The organism is Polynucleobacter sp. 73C-SIWE (assembly GCF_018882465.1).
GTDB lineage: Bacteria > Pseudomonadota > Gammaproteobacteria > Burkholderiales > Burkholderiaceae > Polynucleobacter.
This window is the reverse complement of record NZ_JACVOK010000001.1, coordinates 314,258-328,335: the sequence shown is the minus strand read 5'-3', so window position 1 is coordinate 328,335 and position 14,078 is coordinate 314,258. Positions and strand designations below refer to the sequence as shown.

Sequence of the window (14,078 nt, the reverse complement as noted above, 5' to 3'; positions counted from 1 at the left end):
GCTACGGGATTTAGCCAGCTTTGGTCTCAGCACTACGTAATGTTTGAGCCAGTAGATCAAGTACACCATTCACATACTTGTGGCCATCAGTACCGCCAAAGGTTTTAGCCAGCTCTACCGCTTCATTAATTGCAACTTTATAGGGCACAGAAAGATCTGCAGCCAGTTCATAAGTACCAATTAAAAGTGCGGCATGCTCTACAGGAGAGAGTTCATTGATTGGACGATCTAATGCTGGTGTGATGAGTACTTCTAGTTCATCTGCGCGATCTAAGACGCCTTCAAAGATCCCTTGAAATAAATCAAGTTGGCAGCGACGAAACGCTGGATCTTCAGCCAATTGTTTGGCAATCGCTGCGCTATTAGGCAAGCTACCTGCGCGACGAACTACGAGACTTTGATATACGCCTTGCAGGGCATATTCACGGGCGCGACGACGCGGAGTGAGTGAGCGCTTGGGAGCTGCTGACTTAACTTCTTTTGTTGCTGTTGGGCTTGAAGAGGTAAGGCTGGATTTAGGCATGAGAATAATTACTCTTCTTCGCTGGGGTTGATTTCGATATCAATATCGGGGGTAAGCGCTAAAGCCAGGTTGGCCATTTCTACTGCTGCTCTAGCACAATCTGCGCCTTTGACTTCTACGCGCACTTGCGCTTGCTCATCGTTATCACAGGTCAACACGCCATTGGCGATTGGCAGACCTGAGTCAATCGAGATGCGAGTAATGCCTGCAGCACATTCATTTGAGACAAGCTCAAAGTGATAGGTTTCACCACGGATCACAGCACCCAAAGCTACTAAGCCATCAAACTCGCCAGTCTCAACAAGTTTTTGGAGTGCAAATGGAATCTCCAGTGCACCGGGTACGGTAACCAGCTTGATGTCAGCTTGTGCAACGCCTAAAGCGATGAGCTCCTCAATGCAGGCATTGGTGAGGGCTACGCAATGTTCTTCATTAAAGCGTGCTTGCACAATACCAATGCGAAGGTCTTGACCATTTAAGTCCGCTTCGAGTACGCCTACAAAGTCATTGTGAGAGCTAGTCATGATATTTTTCTAAATAAGTTACTGAAGAGTTTATGGGTTAGCCGGTTTATAAGGCTGGTAGCCTGTTACTTCTAGCTTATAGCCAGACAAGCTTGGTACTGGGTTTGGATTGGCAAGCAAGCGCATTTTGCCAACACCAATGTCTTTCAGAATCTGGGCACCGATGCCATAGCTTCTAAAATCTGTTTTACGTGATAAAGGCTTTTTCACTGCATCTTTGGGTTGATTCAGTTTCTGAAACTGCGCTAACCAATCTTGATCATTGGGTGCTGCGATACCTGCAGCATTGAGAAGTACTGCAACTCCTGCTGGAGCAGCAGCAATTTGTTGCAATGCTTGTGCCAGTGGCCAAGAGTGATTGCTAACTTGCGAGTCCAAAAAATCCAATACCGTTACAGGTTCATGTACTCGCACTAGAGTTTCTTGAGTTTCAGACGGCTTGCCATGTACTAATGCAATATGTACGCATGAGCTTGGGGTATCGCGATAGATAATGCCTTCGAACTTCCCCCAGGGAGTAATAAATTCACGGGCACCTTCACGCACCACAATACTTTCGTTTTGGCTGCGGTACTTAATCAAATCAGCGATGCTACCAATCTTGAGTTGATGCTCTTTAGCAAATTCAAGTAGATCCGGCAGGCGAGCCATGCTGCCATCATCTTTCATGATTTCGCAAATTACGGAAGTTGGTGAGCAACCAGCCATTGCGGCAAGATCACAACCGGCTTCTGTGTGACCAGAGCGAATGAGTACACCACCTGGTTGAGCCATCAAAGGAAAGATGTGACCGGGTTGTACTAAATCACTGGGCTTAGCATTGGGAGCGACAGCAGTTTTAATAGTCAAGGCACGGTCTGCAGCAGAGATGCCAGTAGTGACTCCAGTAGCGGCTTCAATGGAGACTGTGAAATTGGTGCCCATTGAGGTGCCGTTATCGCGCACCATGAGAGGTAGGTTTAATTGCTGGCAGCGCTCGCGAGTTAAGGTGAGGCAAATAAGACCACGGCCATGCTTGGCCATGAAATTAACCGCTTCAGCTGTTACGTGATCGGCTGCTAGAACGAGATCACCCTCATTTTCACGATCTTCTTCGTCAACGAGAACGACCATCTTGCCGGCGCGCAGGTCGGCAATGATTTCTTCTGTGGAGGCGAGGGTATTTGGCATAGCCCTCTATTTTAAGCTTAGCAGGCAATTGCTGTGAGGTCCTACAAGAATATGCTGGCTTTCTGACGGCAAGAGCTTGAACGATACCTTTTAAGGGCGCTTAGACCCCCTGAAAATGCCTCTATGCGCCTGCTATGCCAAGTTACCTATAAAGACCTTTCAGGCCATCAAATTGACTCATCACGGGGCTTTGTTTTATTGGAGGTTATCGTGGCGATGAGTCTCATTTTGGGTTCATGGATGGCATTGGTCGGTTCTTATCAAAACCTAGCATTACGAACCGCTCAAACAGAAAGCAAAAGAGTGCAACTCAGAACGGAGTTTGATGCTTTTGAAGTAGGTGAGCAGCTCAGGGTAAGCAGCAGTACAAACACTAAAGGCCAACATTATGAATCTTCTCGAGTGTCTCATCGCCATCGCTCTCAGCATGCTGCTTCTCAACCCACTTCTCAAAACAAGCGCTGATTTAGTAGCCAAACAAATCGAATATGAAAAAAGACAATTGCTCACTTCGGAAGCTGAGCGTGCATTTGAGCTCATTGGGCGCGCAATCAGAATGGCTGGGTATCGCAATATCAATTCTACCCAGCGGCGCAAACAAAAAAATCAATGGATTCAGGTTCAGAAAAAATCCGGGTTTCGAGTGTCTGATTCGGTCATGATTCAGCATGAGATTTCAGATGAAATCGATTTTGATTGCATCGGTAATGCGCTCACGAAAGAGCGGGCTAAATCTGGTTTGGTACACCAAGGATTTTTCGTCGATAGACAGGCTGGGATTGCTAAAGGCACAAAAGTGAATGGCGGATCCTTAATTTGCCAATCATTGGATCGGCAAGGCCGTCTGCAAAATAGCACCCTCATGAATGGTGTGAACCATTTAGCAATCGAAGAAATTGTTTCCTCAGCAAAATCACCTACCCAAAAACTCTATCAGGTGCGTCTGCAAATGACCGATGGGGCCTTATTAAATCTAGACCTGGCGCGTACTTTTGGCACTAGGAATTTGCCATGATTTTGGCTTGGGTGCTCTCTTTATTGCTTCTCTGCGCATCTTTAATAGTTCATCTAGAGCGCTTGACGGCACTGCGAATCATTGAACTTAAAACTATTGCACTTGCGCAGCAAAATTTTATTGCTGCAGAAAAAGCAGTGCTCGATTGTGAGAAAAATCTCAGTACACTTTCGGTGTTGAGTGAGGCTCCTTGCTTTATTCGGCCAATTTCAAAAAACATTTGGTTAATTACGAGTAAGCAAAAGCCCGCGATACAAGCAACTGTTATTCTGGATGAAAAGTCTGGCAGCGCTACACGCTTTAATTGGCGAAAGTCATTTGAATAATGATCATCAATCCTGTGGTGGCAGCTTGCTCGAGTTGATGGTGGTGATCTTGATCGTCGCTATCATTACGATGACCACGATGCCGCTTTTGCAAAATCAAATTGCTGCCAGAGAAATCGATTCGGTTGCAAGACGATTTATTACGCATGCGCATTTTGCGAGACAGCAAGGTTTGCATCTGGGTGAGCAAGTGCTGTTAGCGCCAGTAACAGAAGCTGGCTGGGATGCTGGTTGGCTTGTGCAAAGTGGTTGTATTGCTAAAGAAGTTCAATCAAGTTGCACACCTCAATACTGGTTTTCTCAGGGGGCAATAGATCCGATTTTCTTTAAGGGTGGTGGCCGACAGTTTGTAGATCCCCATTCTCAAAAAAGAGGAATTTTGTTTAATGCGGCTGGCGCTGCTAAAACAGGTCAAGGGGGCTTTGTGGCTAACCGCCTGATCTTGGGTCATGAAAGGGCCCCCAATCTTGAGCGCCAGCTGATTTTAGGCAGTGGAGGGCGCTGGAGAATCTGTGACCCTGCTAGAGATGCAAAGCGCTGCCATTGAATGGTTTAATAGACGCATGTACAGCGTACTTGACCACCAGTTTATGGGCGAGGCTTTAGCCGAGGCTCAAAAAGCACTTTATTTATCCAATCCAAACCCTCGGGTAGGTTGTGTCATCGTGAAAGATGGCGAAATCATCGGGCGTGGTTTTACCCAAAAAGTAGGTGCAGCCCATGCAGAGGTCCAAGCATTGGCTGATGCGCAATCCAAAGGCAAGGATCCGGCAGGCTCAACCATCTATGTGACGCTTGAGCCTTGTAATCACACTGGTAAAACACCGCCTTGTGTTGATGCCTTAATTACTGCCAAACCTGCCAAGGTGATTGCGGCTATGAGCGACCCTAATCCTTTAGTAGCAGGTAATGGTTTAGAGAGATTAAAAGCGGCTGGCATTGAAGTGCATTGTGGTTTATTGGAGGCAGAGGCCATGGAGCTGAATCGCGGATTTATTTCGCGGATGACAAGAGGGCTTCCTTGGGTGCGCCTGAAAATCGCAGCTAGCCTCGATGGCAAAACTGCATTACCTGATGGTAAAAGTCAGTGGATTACTGGTCCTTTAGCAAGGGCGGATGGTCATCACTGGCGTGCACAAGCTTGTGCCATTGTTACCGGTGTTGGCACCGTCAAAGAGGATGATCCCTCATTAAATGTGAGAGAGGTCGCCACTGAGCGTCAGCCCTGGAGAATCATTATTGACTCTAAGTTAGAGACGCCAGCAAATTCAAAGATTCTTAATCAAGCAGATCAATCGGGTGTTCTCATTGTGTGTGCTGAGTTAGAGTCTCCTGGTTGTCGTGAGCGGGCGAAGGCTTTTATAGAGCGCGGCATTGAAGTTATTGCTATGGCTAATGCATCTGGCAAGGTGGATTTACCAAAACTCTTTTCATATTTAGCCCAAGAGCGGCAAATGAATGAGATTCACATTGAAGCTGGCTCCAAGCTCAACGGCTCGATGCTTCGAGAAGGTTGTGTTGATGAGTTATTGCTCTACTACGCCCCTTTTTTCATGGGTGACGGTATTGGGATGGCAAACGTACCGACCGTGCCTACATTGGATGCACCCAAGAATTGGAAAGTCATTGATCAGTCTTTGTTTGGCCCTGATTTAAGACTACGTCTCATTAAAAACTGATTTATCACTTTATTAAGAACTAAAATCATCCCATGTTTACTGGAATTATTACTGCCGTTGGTCACATTACAAGCGCTCAAGCTAAGGGCGATGGTTTGCAATTAGTAGTTGAGGTACCAGAGGGCTATTTAGAGGATGTTGCATTAGGTGACAGCATTGCTATTCAAGGTGCTTGCATGACTGCAACGCAATTTAAAGACAATACGTTTACTTTAGATATCTCTCGTGAGTCGCTCAATAAAACAGTTGGCCTAGATAAAGTAGGCCCTGTAAATCTTGAGAAGGCAATGCGTTTAAATGATCGTCTGGGTGGTCACTTGGTCAGTGGGCACGTAGATGGCGTTGGTAAAGTGGCGCATTTTTCACAAGTTACTAATGATGCCTATGGCTCTTGGCTGCTACGTATTGAGGCGCCAAAAGACTTGGCTCCATTTCTGGCTTACAAGGGATCGATTGTTGTGAATGGTGTTTCGTTGACGGTTAATAAAACAGAAGACAGTCCAAATGCTTGCATTGTGGATATCAACCTGATTCCACATACTTTGCAGAGCACCACCTTAGGTCAGTTGCAGCAAGTTGATGCCGTCAATCTTGAGATTGATCTCATTGCGCGCTATGTGGCGCGCATGCTTGATACCCAAGCAAAATAATCATTAGATTAAATCGAGTTATTTGTTCTTGCGGTAGCGAGTTGGATCACTCACATTGGCTTGCTTAAAGCCCGCCTGTCTTAGGCGACAAGATTCGCATTCACCACAAGCCTCACCTAAATCATTCGCTTGATAGCAAGAAACGGTTTGGGAGTAATCCACACCCATAGTGCTGCCAAGTTCAATGATTTGTGCTTTAGTTAGATTGATGATGGGCGCATGAACCCGAAAGCGATTCTCCTCATTGATAGCCTCTACACCGGCTTTAGTAGCTAAATTAGCCATGTGCTCAAAAGAGGCAACATACTCTGGGCGACAATCGGGATAGCCTGAGTAATCCACTGCATTGGCACCGTAGAACACATCTAAGCCGCCTAATGATTCAGCCCAGCCTAATGCTAGCGACAAAAGAATCGTATTGCGTGCCGGCACATAAGTAATCGGAATCTCTTGATCTTTGCCTGGAGTTGTTGGCACTGCAATAGAGGAATCTGTTAATGCAGAGCCACCAAAGCGCGTGAGATCAAGATTGACTACTTCATGGCGAATCACGCCAATTTGTTTTGCAATATGTTTTGCAGCTGCTAATTCAGAAGAGTGGCGTTGACCATAGCCCACTGATAGTGCATATGGGGAATAGCCTAAGTCTTTAGCTAAAGCGAGAACGGTTGTGGAGTCTAAGCCACCCGAAAATAAGATAACTGCAGGGGCGCCAGGCTTGCGTGGTGCTAGATTCTGAAATGCTGCCGACAACTTAGACATTGATTACTTGGTTGCAGTCAGAAGTTGTTGAGCATCTTTAGCTGCTTCAGTATCTGGGTACTTGGCTACAACTTCACTGAACGTTTTTTTAGCAGCAGTTTTATTCCCACTCTCTAGTTGCGCATTACCTAAGGTGACCATGGCCGCAGGAACGCGTGGGTGATCTGGATAATTTTTGATCAGACTTTGGAGCTGACTAATTGCACCAGCATAAGCTTTGTTAGCGTATTTACTATTACCACTCCAGTAGAGTGCGAGGGGTGTGTATGGGCTCTTGGGGTACTTCGCGATAAAGGCTGTAAAACTTTCATCTGCCTTTTTGAGGCTACCTGCCTGAAACGCTTTGAGAGCATCGTCATAAGCTTTTTTCTCATTTGGCTGAACTATGCCACTCACACCTTCAATCGTGGCGGTGCGAGGTTCAAAATTACCGAGACGATTATCTAAATCTTGATAGTAGGTTTTCTGACTAGAGTTAATGTCTTCGCTTTGCTTTTCAAGGTTTTCAATCTTGCCACGCAACTCAGCATTATCTGCTTTGAGCTTTTCAATCTGGCCTTGCAGCTCAAGCTGGGTCGTGGCAAGTGTCTTGCGTAGATCTAAGATGGCTTTGCGCGCCTCATCATCAGAAAATAGTGCCCAGGCGCTGTTAGAGGCGCCCAAGCAAACCAGAGCAGCACTTAAACAAAACGCTCGTGAGAGCGTTTGTTTTGCAGAAGAGAAAAGGATCTTCATTTAGTTTGTGATGTAAACGATGTCAGCACGGCGATTCTCTGCCCAAGCTGCTTCGTTATCACCTTCTGCTTTTGGTTTTTCTTTACCAAAGCTGACGGCTTCCATTTGGTTATCGGATACGCCCATCAAATTCAATGATTTACGTACAGCATCAGAACGACGTTGACCTAGTGCCAGGTTGTATTCAGCAGTGCCGCGTTCGTCAGTATTACCTTGAATAATAATTTTCTGAGTTGGGTTCGCTTTTAAATAACTTGCGTGGGCAGATAACATTTTTTGATATTTGGTCTGGACGGAGTACTCGTCAAAGCCAAAGTAAACGCTTTTCTCGAAGAGGGGGCTCTTTGGGTCATTCCATGGTTGTGAGCCAAAGTTGCCACTACCACCGCTACCACTGCCCCCGGCGCCATTAACGTCATCCAATTTCACGCTAGAGCAAGCTGCCAGCAACAATGCAGTTGCCCCAATGAGGGTAAATGTAGCGGCACGGCGTGCTAAAGAGGTTTTCATGATCTTTCCTTTTCTTACAAGCTAACTAAATAACCCAGCAAATATCTGAGCCTATAGCCAATATTATGCCTCTAAGAGTATGAAAAGTAACGATTTAGCCTAAAAAGGAGATCCCAGAAAGGATTTATGGATCAAGGCCGAGTAAGTCTTAATCCACTTAATCCATAAACGGACCCCAGGAAGGCTGACGGACATCAGAACCTGGAATGCTCAGAACCTGTTTGGAATTTCCATCAACAGAGACGGCGGCGAGTACACGCTTACTGTTGACTTTAGTTGAGTACAGCACATAGCGACCGTTGGCAGCAAAGGATGGGGATTCATCACTAGTTCCGTCAGTTAAGGCTTGTGCGTCACCAGTCGCTAAATTCAGAATGTAGAGTCGATAGGCGCCACCAATGTTGGCGATGTAAGCCAAGAACTTTCCATCCGGGGAGATGCGTGGTGAGGTTACAAAACCTTGTTTGAAGGTGACTCTCTTGACACCTTCGGCTTGCTCACCTTCGGCACTCATACGATAGATCTGTGGATTGCCACCGCGATCACTGGTGAAATAAATATAGCGACCATCAGCAGAGTACTGAGGCTCAGTATCAATGGTGTAGCTACGCGTTAAGCGCTGTAATCCAGTGCCATCTGCATTAATGCTATAGATTTGCGTATTGCCATCTTTCGAAAGTGAGATGGCTAGTCTTTTACCATCAGGTGACCAGGCTGGTGCGCTGTTATTCCCTTTTTGATTGGAGAGTGCAATGCGACGGCCAGTTGCTAATTCATGAACATAAATTACGGGCTTGCGGTCTTCAAAAGAGACATAAGCTACCTTCTTGCCATCTGGGGACCATGATGGTGAGATGATTGGCTCGCCACTATTCATGGCGTTTCGAATATTTTGACCATCCGCATCCGAAATGACTAAGCGATAGCGCTTCCCATCCTTGATGACATAAGACAGGCGGGTCGAGAACACGCCGCGTTCACCCAGTAATTTAAGAATTATGTCGTCAGCAATTTTGTGGGCTACAGCACGTAAATTATCGGCGCTTGAATTCAGTTTTAAGCCACCTAAGCTTTCAGACTTACGGATATCAAATAATTTGTATTGAATCTCAAATTGCGAGCCACCAGATTGCACAACAGAACCAACTACTAAAGCATCTGCTCCGCGTGCAGCCCAGGATTTGTAATTCGGTGTACCTTCATCATTCTCAACAGCATTGCCATTTTCAGTATTCTTGAAGTAACCACTGCGTGCTAAATCTTGGCGAATGATTTCAGTAATACTGATAGGTAATTTTTGTTCATCTTTAAAGCGCATCACCGCAATTGGATAGAGTGATTGGCCAACACCAGTAATTTCAATATTCATCTGAGCTAATGCTGGAGTTGATGCGCAAATCAACACAGCACTTAATGCTGTAATCAATAGTTGCGATTTCAAAACGATTCTTTTAATCAACTGCAACATGCATTAGTCCTTCGGTTTAAAGGTTAGCTTTACTTCGCGTTGTGGAATTTTGCCATTGTCATCTTTTGGCAAGCTTTCTGCACGAGACAGGGCTAGCAATACAGCGCGGTCCCAGCCGGAATTGCCACTCGATGTGAGGATGCTAGTGCTTAGAATGGCACCATCTGGAGCAAGGCTTACCTGAATGACTGCTGCAGGGTTGCCGCTGACCGATTCAGCATTAAACACAATTAGTGGTTTTACTTTTTTAATGACTTTATCGGTCCAGCCTGGGGGAGCGTTGCCACCACCACCAACGCCGCTGCCAACTGTACCGCCACTGCCCCCTTCGGCGCCTGCAGCTGCACGAAGACGAGCCAATTGATCTGCGCGCACTTTTTCAGCGGCAGCGTTTGCTTTTACTTCTGCCGCAGAGGGTTCTTTAGGAGCTTCAGCCTTTTTAGCTTGCTCTTTTTCCTTGGGTGGAGGTGGCTTAACTGTCTTCGGAGTTTCTTTCACCACTTCTTTTTTAGGCGGCTCTTTTTCTACTTTCTTTTTCTTTACCGCAATGTCAGCAGCCTCTTCCTTGGCAACTGTTTTCATTTCGGGTTCGGGCGTGCTTTGAACTTGTGGCACAGAATCCCATAGCTCTACCTCAACTCCAGAAGGGGTACTGTTATTCCAGCTAATGCCGATTACTAAAAAGGCCAGTAGACCTAAATGTGCAATCAGTGAAAGACTAAATGCGCGTTTAGTACTTTCCTCTTTTGTAAACCGCCCTCGTTTAAATGGAGAAAGATCGGGTTGTAAGCTTTGGGCGCAATTCATAGGCAAATAAAAAGAGCTCTGGTCTGGCCTTATTGGCTCTTGACTGCAAGGCCAACGCGTTTCACACCATTTTCTTTAAGCTTGGACATCACATCCATGACTACTTCGTACTTAATAGATTTATCAGCCGCCAGCACAACCGGTTGCTCTGCAGACTTTTCTGCTTGAGTTCTGGCGAATGCGCCAAGCTCAAAGCGGTTCAGGGTTTGAACAGGTTCACCATCTTTGCGTACGATGACATTTTCATTGGCATCAATGGTTAAAAAGACCGGTGGTAATGCTTGCACCTTGGCGCCACCAACAGTAGGTAAATTGACGACACCAGGATTGACCATTGGCGCCGTAACCATAAAGATCACAAGTAGCACCAACATCACATCGATGTATGGAACGACATTAATGTCGGCCATCACTCTACGTTTAGTACTTCTCCTAAGAGATGATCCAGCCATGCTTATTTTCCAGAACCTTGACGTTGCAAAATATTTGTAAATTCTTCAATAAAAGTTTCGAAGCGAATCGCAAGTCGATCTACATCGGTAGCAGCGCGGTTATAAGCAACTACCGCAGGAATCGCCGCAAACAATCCAATTGCTGTTGCGACTAGTGCTTCAGCAATACCAGGCGCCACTGCTGCCAAGGTAGCGTTTTGAACATTAGCTAAACCGCGGAAAGCATGCATGATTCCCCATACAGTTCCAAAGAGGCCGATATACGGTGACACAGAACCAACCGAAGCTAAGAAAGGCAGGTTGGCTTCAAGAGCATCCATTTCACGTTGATAGGTTGCTTTCATGGCGCGACGGGCAGCATCAATTTCACGCACTTTCATGAACTCTTGCATGCCCGCCTCGAAGATATGTTCTAGGACGGCATTGCTACGGGTATTGCGTTGGGCGGACTCTAAAAGGGTGGCGAGATCGCCTCCAGACCAAAAGTCACGCTCAAAGCGCTCTGTATCACGCCTAACCCCACGTAAAACAGCCGTTTTCTTGAAAATGATCGTCCAAGAGGCAATGGACATCCCCAGTAATAACAACATTACCAGCTGTACTAATAGGCTGGCATTGAGGACTAGAGAGAGAAAGGAGAGGTCTTGTGTAGTGGTCATGGTGGATTTTGTATGATGTAGGTTGATTTTACTAAGTTAATTAACTCAACAATCCAACTTCATCAGGATTATCACCATGTTTGACCGTCAGAACAATTTAGCCAAAACCGACCCCCAGCTTTGGGAAGCCGTACAAAAGGAAAATAAGCGCCAAGAGGACCATATTGAGCTTATTGCCTCCGAGAATTACGCCTCCCCAGCAGTGATGGAGGCGCAGGGCTCTCAATTGACCAATAAATACGCTGAAGGCTATCCAGGTAAGCGTTATTACGGCGGTTGTGAATTTGTCGACGTTGCTGAGCAATTGGCAATTGATCGCGTTAAAGCACTGTATGGTGCTGAAGCTGCTAACGTACAGCCCCATTGCGGTGCATCTGCGAACCAAGCCGTGTTCTTGGCATTCTTAAAACCTGGCGATACCTTTATGGGAATGAGTCTGGCAGAAGGAGGTCACTTGACTCACGGTATGGCACTCAATATGAGCGGTAAGTGGTTTAATCCCATCTCCTATGGCCTCGATAAAAACGAAGCGATTGATTATGAGCAAATGGAGCGTTTGGCGCGTGAGCATAAGCCTAAGTTGATTATTGCTGGTGCATCTGCTTACTCCCTTGTAATTGATTGGGAGCGCATTGGCAAGTTAGCTAAAGAAGTCGGCGCAATTTTCATGGTAGACATGGCCCATTACTCTGGCCTGATCGCCGCTGGTGTGTATCCAAACCCAGTGCCACACGCTGATATCGTCACCTCTACTACACACAAGAGTTTGCGCGGTCCTCGTGGCGGCATCATCTTGATGAAGGCTGAGCACGAGAAAGCCATTAACTCTGCAGTCTTCCCAGGCTTACAGGGCGGTCCTTTGATGCACGTAATCGCTGCTAAAGCAGTAGCTTTTAAAGAAGCGCAAGAACCCAGTTTCAAGGATTATCAAAAGCAAGTGATTGCTAATGCCAAAGCCTTGGCAGAGACATTGATCTCTCGTGGTCTGCGCATTGTGTCTGGCGGTACAGATTCACATGTGATGTTGGTGGATTTGCGTGCTAAGAAAATGACCGGCAAAGAAGCTGAGCGCGTTTTAGGTGATGCACATATTACCTGTAATAAGAATGGCATTCCGAATGATCCAGAAAAACCAATGGTTACAAGTGGTATTCGTTTGGGTTCACCTGCAATGACAACGCGTGGCTTTAAAGAAGCAGAAGCAAGACAGGTAGGCAACTTCATTGCCGATGTTTTAGATAACCCTAATGATGAGGCAAACATTGCTAAGGTGCGCGCTCAAGTAGCTGAACTCACCAAGCGTTTTCCGGTGTACGGTTAATCTAAAGCACTAAAGAAAAGAGCCCACATTGCGCTGCCCTTTTTGCCATAACGACGATACCCAAGTTCTCGATACTCGGGTATCGGATGAAGGCGATACCATTCGTCGGCGCCGTCGTTGTGCCAAATGTGATAAACGCTTTACAACCTATGAGCGTGTCGAATTAGCCTTGCCGGCTATTGTGAAGAAGAATGGCAGTCGCGTAGAGTACAGCCACGATAAGCTGGCTGGCTCTATCAAACTGGCTCTGAGAAAGCGCCCAGTCTCATCAGACTCTGTAGATGAATCAATTGCTCGGATCGAAGAAAAACTGCTCAGTCTTGGTGAGAAGGAAATCCCTAGCGAGCGCGTAGGAGAGTTGGTAATGCGTGAGCTCAAACGTTTAGACAAAGTGGCCTATATTCGTTTTGCTTCAGTCTATAGAAGCTTTGCAGATATCGAGTCTTTTGAGAGCGCGCTCAAAGAGCTTAAGTAGCTTAGGCGCTACACTGCTTTTTAGTGCTGATATTTCTTGGCTTGTTCAGCACACATCATTTGAATTACCCCATCAATATCGGTTGGCTTCTTCCAGCCCAATACTTTGAGAGCTTTTTCGGGATTGCCAACGCTTGAGACGATTTCGTTGGGACGAAAGAAGCTGGGTTCAATCTCAACATACTTTTGCCAATCTAAATTAAAGTATTCAAAAGACTTGGCAACAAAATATTTCAGCGATTCTTTTCTGCCGGTAGCAATGACAAAGTCATCTGGCTTGTCCAGTTGCATCATGAGCCACATTGCCTCAACGTATTCAGGGGCCCAACCCCAGTCACGTGAGATATCTAAATTACCTAATTGCAGCTTATCGAGTTGACTAGCTTTAATCTTAGCTGCGCCAGCAATAATTTTTTGCGTTACAAAACGTTCCGGGCGCAAAGGTGACTCATGGTTAAACAGGATCCCAGTGCAAGCAAATAGACCATAGGATTCGCGATAGCTATTAATAAGCCACTTGGCAGTAGATTTAGCGACTGCATAAGGACTTCGCGGTGCAAATGGAGTTTGTTCATTGGCCGGAGTATCTCCGGTATCACCAAAGCACTCGCTTGAGCCAGCATTATAAAAACGTACTGGCTTATTGAGAAGGCGAATGACCTCCAAAATATTGAGCGTACCAATGGCAATACTCTCAATCGCCTCAACCGGTTGATCAAAGGAGAGGCCTACTGAGGTTTGGCCTGCCAGGTTATAGATCTCATCTGGGTCGGCTTGCTGAATTGCATTAAAGACGCTTCTAAAGTCATTAATCGATACAGAAATGAATTTAACTTGATTGCGAATACCAACGGTATTGAGATTGTTAAAAGAAGAGGCCATTACATCGCGTGATGAGCCCGTTACTTCATACCCTTTGGATAAGAGATGCTTTGCTAAGTAAGCACCATCTTGCCCGGTAATGCCGATGATTAATGCTTTTTTGGCTGCCAATTGAGCGGAC

At 46.1% G+C, this 14,078-nt stretch carries 19 protein-coding genes; 8 read left to right on the top strand and 11 right to left on the bottom strand.

Annotated features, from left to right (window positions below):
• Nucleotides 1-10 precede the first annotated feature (10 nt).
• From nusB to ribBA, 3 genes are read right to left on the bottom strand one after another with little or no spacing between them, the layout of a single operon-like run.
• Nucleotides 11-523, bottom strand: coding sequence for a transcription antitermination factor NusB (gene nusB / locus ICN17_RS01705; protein ID WP_216235906.1), 513 nt, complete (start codon nt 521-523; stop codon nt 11-13).
• Between the two features lie 8 nt (nt 524-531).
• Nucleotides 532-1,047: a 6,7-dimethyl-8-ribityllumazine synthase gene (gene ribH, locus ICN17_RS01700; RefSeq protein WP_216235905.1), complete on the bottom strand. Its 516-nt coding sequence runs from the start codon at nt 1,045-1,047 to the stop codon at nt 532-534.
• Between the two features lie 30 nt (nt 1,048-1,077).
• A complete protein-coding gene (ribBA, locus tag ICN17_RS01695) occupies nt 1,078-2,217 on the bottom strand; it encodes a bifunctional 3,4-dihydroxy-2-butanone-4-phosphate synthase/GTP cyclohydrolase II (protein WP_216235904.1) in 1,140 nt (379 codons plus the stop codon).
• A gap of 123 nt (nt 2,218-2,340) precedes the next feature.
• On the opposite strand from ribBA, the gene ICN17_RS01690 reads away from it, so the two are divergent.
• Genes ICN17_RS01690 through ICN17_RS01665 form a run of 6 tightly spaced genes read left to right on the top strand, consistent with a single transcriptional unit; the run spans nt 2,341 to nt 5,887 of the window.
• On the top strand, nt 2,341-2,682 hold the full coding sequence (locus ICN17_RS01690; protein ID WP_216235903.1) for a type II secretion system protein: 342 nt from the start codon (nt 2,341-2,343) through the stop codon (nt 2,680-2,682).
• Nucleotides 2,606-3,232 carry a hypothetical protein gene (locus ICN17_RS01685; protein ID WP_216861785.1) on the top strand — a complete coding sequence of 209 codons (627 nt, stop codon included), beginning with the start codon at nt 2,606-2,608 and terminating at the stop codon, nt 3,230-3,232. The genes ICN17_RS01690 and ICN17_RS01685 overlap by 77 nt, the downstream gene beginning before the upstream one ends.
• Complete coding sequence (locus ICN17_RS01680; protein WP_216235902.1) at nt 3,229-3,558, top strand: hypothetical protein; 330 nt, start codon at nt 3,229-3,231, stop codon at nt 3,556-3,558. The genes ICN17_RS01685 and ICN17_RS01680 overlap by 4 nt, the downstream gene beginning before the upstream one ends.
• Nucleotides 3,551-4,105, top strand: coding sequence for a Tfp pilus assembly protein FimT/FimU (locus ICN17_RS01675; protein ID WP_255538236.1), 555 nt, complete (start codon nt 3,551-3,553; stop codon nt 4,103-4,105). Before ICN17_RS01680 ends, ICN17_RS01675 begins: the two co-directional genes overlap by 8 nt.
• Nucleotides 4,106-4,121: 16 nt before the next feature.
• On the top strand, nt 4,122-5,237 hold the full coding sequence (gene ribD, locus ICN17_RS01670) for a bifunctional diaminohydroxyphosphoribosylaminopyrimidine deaminase/5-amino-6-(5-phosphoribosylamino)uracil reductase RibD (protein ID WP_216236620.1): 1,116 nt from the start codon (nt 4,122-4,124) through the stop codon (nt 5,235-5,237).
• Nucleotides 5,238-5,269: 32 nt separating this feature from the next.
• Nucleotides 5,270-5,887 (top strand): riboflavin synthase, encoded by a 618-nt coding sequence (locus ICN17_RS01665; RefSeq protein WP_216235901.1) that lies wholly within the window; start codon nt 5,270-5,272, stop codon nt 5,885-5,887.
• A gap of 18 nt (nt 5,888-5,905) precedes the next feature.
• On the opposite strand, the gene queC is transcribed toward ICN17_RS01665, so the two are convergent.
• The 7 genes from queC to tolQ all read right to left on the bottom strand — a co-directional run bounded on the left by queC (nt 5,906) and on the right by tolQ (nt 11,280).
• On the bottom strand, nt 5,906-6,649 hold the full coding sequence (gene queC / locus ICN17_RS01660; protein ID WP_216235900.1) for a 7-cyano-7-deazaguanine synthase QueC: 744 nt from the start codon (nt 6,647-6,649) through the stop codon (nt 5,906-5,908).
• Between the two features lie 3 nt (nt 6,650-6,652).
• Entirely contained in the window at nt 6,653-7,384 is a 732-nt protein-coding gene (ybgF, locus tag ICN17_RS01655) for a tol-pal system protein YbgF (protein ID WP_216235899.1), read from the bottom strand.
• Entirely contained in the window at nt 7,385-7,894 is a 510-nt protein-coding gene (gene pal, locus ICN17_RS01650) for a peptidoglycan-associated lipoprotein Pal (protein WP_216235898.1), read from the bottom strand.
• A 157-nt stretch (nt 7,895-8,051) separates the two neighbouring features.
• The gene (gene tolB / locus ICN17_RS01645) at nt 8,052-9,362 is read right to left on the bottom strand and encodes a Tol-Pal system beta propeller repeat protein TolB (protein WP_216235897.1); all 1,311 of its coding nucleotides are present in this window, start codon (nt 9,360-9,362) and stop codon (nt 8,052-8,054) included.
• Between the two features lie 3 nt (nt 9,363-9,365).
• Nucleotides 9,366-10,169, bottom strand: coding sequence for an energy transducer TonB (locus ICN17_RS01640; protein ID WP_216235896.1), 804 nt, complete (start codon nt 10,167-10,169; stop codon nt 9,366-9,368).
• A 29-nt stretch (nt 10,170-10,198) separates the two neighbouring features.
• Nucleotides 10,199-10,621, bottom strand: a complete 423-nt coding sequence (locus ICN17_RS01635) for an ExbD/TolR family protein (RefSeq protein ID WP_087908979.1) — start codon at nt 10,619-10,621, stop codon at nt 10,199-10,201.
• Nucleotides 10,622-10,623: 2 nt separating this feature from the next.
• Nucleotides 10,624-11,280, bottom strand: a complete 657-nt coding sequence (gene tolQ / locus ICN17_RS01630; RefSeq protein ID WP_216235895.1) for a protein TolQ — start codon at nt 11,278-11,280, stop codon at nt 10,624-10,626.
• A gap of 76 nt (nt 11,281-11,356) precedes the next feature.
• Here tolQ and glyA point away from each other — a divergent pair, with 76 nt between their 5' ends.
• Both glyA and nrdR read left to right on the top strand, forming a co-directional pair.
• Nucleotides 11,357-12,601, top strand: a complete 1,245-nt coding sequence (gene glyA, locus ICN17_RS01625; RefSeq protein WP_216235894.1) for a serine hydroxymethyltransferase — start codon at nt 11,357-11,359, stop codon at nt 12,599-12,601.
• 28 nt (nt 12,602-12,629) lie between these two features.
• Nucleotides 12,630-13,076, top strand: coding sequence for a transcriptional regulator NrdR (gene nrdR, locus ICN17_RS01620; RefSeq protein ID WP_087908982.1), 447 nt, complete (start codon nt 12,630-12,632; stop codon nt 13,074-13,076).
• Nucleotides 13,077-13,096: 20 nt separating this feature from the next.
• Here the strand turns inward: nrdR and ICN17_RS01615 are convergent, their stop codons facing one another.
• Nucleotides 13,097-14,068, bottom strand: a complete 972-nt coding sequence (locus tag ICN17_RS01615) for a GDP-mannose 4,6-dehydratase (RefSeq protein WP_216235893.1) — start codon at nt 14,066-14,068, stop codon at nt 13,097-13,099.
• Nucleotides 14,069-14,078: the final 10 nt, after the last annotated feature.